This window comes from Thermogemmatispora onikobensis, from assembly GCF_001748285.1.
Lineage (GTDB): Bacteria > Chloroflexota > Ktedonobacteria > Ktedonobacterales > Ktedonobacteraceae > Thermogemmatispora > Thermogemmatispora onikobensis.
Genome location: NZ_BDGT01000104.1, coordinates 1 through 2,991, shown reverse-complemented (window position 1 = coordinate 2,991; position 2,991 = coordinate 1). Strand labels below are relative to the sequence as shown.

3 protein-coding genes and 1 riboswitch are annotated in these 2,991 nt (G+C 57.5%); all 3 genes read left to right on the top strand.

Annotation, left to right across the window (positions count from 1 at the left end; genetic code table 11):
* The coding region (locus BGC09_RS21940; RefSeq protein ID WP_141727919.1) for a Na+/H+ antiporter NhaA at positions 1 to 788 on the top strand (788 nt) is incomplete at its 5' end.
* A gap of 33 nt (positions 789 to 821) precedes the next feature.
* Positions 822 to 2,120 carry a cation:proton antiporter gene (locus BGC09_RS21935; RefSeq protein ID WP_069806332.1) on the top strand — a complete coding sequence of 433 codons (1,299 nt, stop codon included), beginning with the start codon at positions 822 to 824 and terminating at the stop codon, positions 2,118 to 2,120.
* Between the two features lie 129 nt (positions 2,121 to 2,249).
* Positions 2,250 to 2,315, top strand: a riboswitch (Fluoride riboswitch).
* Between the two features lie 168 nt (positions 2,316 to 2,483).
* Positions 2,484 to 2,991: respiratory chain complex I subunit 1 family protein (locus tag BGC09_RS21930; RefSeq protein ID WP_245688614.1), on the top strand; the 508-nt coding region annotated here is incomplete at its 3' end.

Below are 2,991 nucleotides of genomic sequence, written 5' to 3'. Positions count from 1 at the left end.
CTGGGGGAGTTGCTGGTGGGCTGTTTCTCTTAGGCCGGCTGGGATGGCGTCGACTCTGGCCATACGCGCTGCTGGGCCTGGTGCTGTGGCTGGCCTTCTTTCTCTCGGGAGTGCATGCGAGTATCGCTGGCGTAGTCTTGGCCTTCCTTATGCCCGCCCGGGCGCGGCTGGATTTGCCAGCCTTTATGGCTCAAACCCAGGAGCTGCTTGCCCAGGGGTCCCGCGAGGTCGTTGGAGCCTCACCACAGTGGTTTCTGGATCAGCGTCAGCAAAGCCTCATCCATGCACTTGAACTGGTCTGTAAGGATGTACAGGCACCGCTGCAACGAATGGAACACCTTCTGCAGCGGTGGGTCTCCTTTGTGATCATTCCGCTCTTCGCTCTGGTCAACGCTGGCGTCCGTCTGGAGGGATCTCTTGATCAGCTCCTCAGCCCTGTGAGCCTGGGTGTTGCCCTTGGGCTGCTCCTTGGTAAGCCCATCGGTATTGTCTCGGCCTCGTGGCTGGCCAGTCGCCTGGGCCTTGTCCAGTTGCCGGAGGGAGTCCGCTTTCGCCACCTGCCAGGTCTGGGCACACTGGCCGGCATTGGCTTTACCATGTCACTTTTTATCGCCAACCTCGCCTTTGAAGGGACTCAGGCGCTGGCGCTGACCCAGGCCAAGCTGGCGATTCTGGTTTCTGGAGTGATGGCCTCCAGTCTAGGGGCCCTGATGTTACGTCTGAGCGGAACGACCGATCTATCACAGACTTCATCTCCAGCGACTACTGAGGCCCAAGCAACGCGGTGAGACAGTGAAGCCCATGAGTGAGGGAGGGTTAGCATGCCCATATTGAAGCTCGAAGAGTACGCCATCATTCTCCTCATTATTGCACTCCTGACCATTTTCCTGACGCGCAGAATCGCCGTGCCCTATACGTTAGGTCTGGTCATCATTGGTTTCATCCTGAGCATGTCGGGGCTGCTTCCAGACGTCCGTTTGATCCCTGATCTTGTTCTGCTCGTCTTTCTGCCAGCCCTGCTCTTTGAAGGAGCCTGGTCATTACGCTGGGACCTTGTACGGTCTCAGTGGCGTGTCATTTTCTTCTTGGCGGGGCCAGGCTTGCTGCTCTCACTGGTGATCGCTGCCAGCGTTCTCCATCTCCTTGATGGATTAGACTGGGGGACAGCGTTCCTGCTGGCGGCAATTCTTTCTCCCACGGACCCGGTAGCTGTCCTATCCTTATTTCGTCAGCTCCATGTGGATGAGCGGCTTGCCGTCATCATTGAGGGAGAGAGCCTCTTCAATGATGGAGTGGCCGGGTCTCTCTATCAGACCTTTCTTGCAGTAGTCCTGCTGAGTGTGCACGGCGGGGGGAGCGCAGGGGTTGCAATCTGGGGAAGGGGCCTGTTGCTCTTTGCTCTACAAGCTGGGGGAGCCATTGCGCTTGGCCTGGCCTCTGGCTGGCTCATCAGCCAGACGGTTCGACACATCGATGAGCCGTTGGTGGAGACGACAATGACACTGGTGACTGCCTACGGGGTCTATCTGCTGGCTGATCTGCTCCAGCTCTCTGCGATCGTGGCAGTGATCGTAGCAGCGCTGGTCGTTGGAAATTATGGTCGCAGCATCGGCATGTCAGAGCGTACGCGGATGGCAGTCGACAATTTCTGGAGTGTGCTGGCCTTTCTGGCTAATGCACTCATCTTCCTGCTCATAGGCGCCCAATTAAACCCTCTTTCCCTTCCTTCGAGGTCGGGGGGGGAGCTGGCCAGCCTGCTCATCGCCCTCTTTGCTATTGGGGTCGTCTTACTCGCGCGTTTGATACTCGTGCTCTTCCTCGGACCATATTCGCTGCTGGCTTCACCCATTCAGAGGCGGGAGAGGAAAGAGCGGCGCCAGCCATCGTTTCCTCGCTCCTGGCAGCTTATCATCTTTTGGAGCGGACTGAGAGGAGCGCTCTCACTCGCCCTCGTCCTTGCTCTCCCTGCAGAGGTACCGCAGCGATCCATTTTACTGATCTCGTGCTATGCAGTGGTCTTCTTCACCTTGCTTATGCAGGGGATGAGTCTACGCTGGCTCTTGATACGCCTTCCCAAGATGCATCAGCCTGATGCCACTTCGCTCCCTTCTGCCCACTAATTCCTTTCCTGATCGCTACCAGCTCAGCTCATAGGGAGCGCTCCTCTAGGGAGCACTGGCCAGAACAGCTCTCGCCTTGACAATCCCTTGGAGAATGGTCTATACTACTCTCACAGTGAGAAACTCCTGATAACTTATGGCGATGAGGCTCGCCTGACGCATCCCAATCGAGATGCTGATAGCCTCTACCTGTGCTGGGTACGAGCGCCGGCAGGTAGAGGTTTTTTCATTGGGTAGCGCACTCTCCCCCCCTCTCCCTCCTGCTGGCTCGGAGCGGCACAGCAGTCCCTTTCGACATTCGTTCGCAGCTTCGTGTTGCTTGCTGAAGCGAGCAAGAAGGGAGGTCTGGTAGTCTTGTCTGGTGTGCTGCCTCTGGCGATCCTGCAAGTGTTCCAGATAGGAACAGTGCTGCTCTGTGCGCCCCTCTTGCGGGGGATCATCAGTCGTCTCAAGGCGATAGTTCAGTCAAAGCACGGCCCGAGCATCTGGCAGCCGTATCGCGATCTATGGAAGTACTTGCACAAGGGCAGCGTCGTTTCTGAGCACGCCACCTGGGTTTATCATGCAGCTCCTCTTCTGACCTTCATCACGCCCCTCATTGTGGCCATGCTCATTCCTGTGCTGACAGCCTATCCTCTCCCCTATGCCTTTATGGGGGACATGCTGGCTGGTGGTTTTATCCTCTCGCTCGGGGGGTTTTTCTCCGCTCTGGCGGCCCTGGATACAGCCAGCACCTTTGGCGGCATGGGGAGCAGCCGTGCGCGTGTCGTCTCCTTACTCGCCGAGCCGGTAATCATGCTGGTGCTCTTCTGCGTCGCGTTGATCGCACATGTGACTATCCCCTTCGCTGTCAACCAGACACTCATCTCAG

What these genes read in the sequence shown, in the direction of transcription:
- BGC09_RS21935 (WP_069806332.1), top strand. Translation starts at nt 822, where the DNA reads ATGCCCATATTGAAGCTCGAAGAGTACGCCATCATTCTCCTCATTATT.